Genomic DNA, 763 nt, shown 5'->3' on the forward strand with positions numbered 1-763 from the left:
CCCGGGCCTGCCGCATCCCGTCGGTGCTGGTCAGCAACCATCCGGTTGTAGACCACGTTAGACAGGCGACGCTTGAGCGCCCGTGTCGCTTCCATCGAGGTTTTCCCGGCGGCGCGTTTGCTGTCGTAGTAGACCCGGCCGGCAGTCTGGTGGCGCAGTTGGACGATCGCCATGATGTGTAGGACACGGTTGATCTTCCGGTTCCCGGCGCGGGATAGCCTATGCCGCTGCTGCTGGCCGGAGGACGCATCCAGCGGGGCGGTGCCGTTCCAGGACGCGAACCGGTCCCGCGAAGCGAAGCGGTGGACGTCCTCAGTATCTGCCAGCAGCCGGGCAGCGCCGGATGGGCCGATGCCGGGCAAGTCCATCAACGTGGAACCACGGTTCAGGACCAGCTGCTTCAGCTCCTTGTCCGCCGCTTTGGTTCTCCGGTCGACAACCTCGAGATCGTCGATCAGTTCCAGCACCAGACGCAGACGGACCCGGGCCGCGGGATCGGCCGGTGTGACGGTGTCGGCCAGCACGCGGGCCTGCATGGCGGACAGGAACCTGTTGGTGCCGCCCGGCACCAACTCCGTGAGCAGCCGGTGGATCCGGTTCAACAGCTCGGTGCGGGCCCGGCCGAGTTCGTCTCGCCGATCGACCAGCAGCCCCAACGCCACCAGTTCCGGATCTGCTTGCACCCGGCGCAGATTCGGCGACCGCAGCGCAGCGAGCGCGACCGAATGGGCATCGACCGGGTCGGTCTTGCGACCGTTGCCGG

1 protein-coding gene is annotated in these 763 nt (G+C 67.4%); it reads right to left on the minus strand.

Annotated features, from left to right (window positions below; genetic code table 11):
* Window positions 1-763: transposase (locus AC3EO7_RS37825; protein WP_435593885.1), on the minus strand; the 763-nt coding region annotated here is incomplete at both ends.

Source organism: Nocardia sp. bgisy118 (assembly GCF_057708605.1).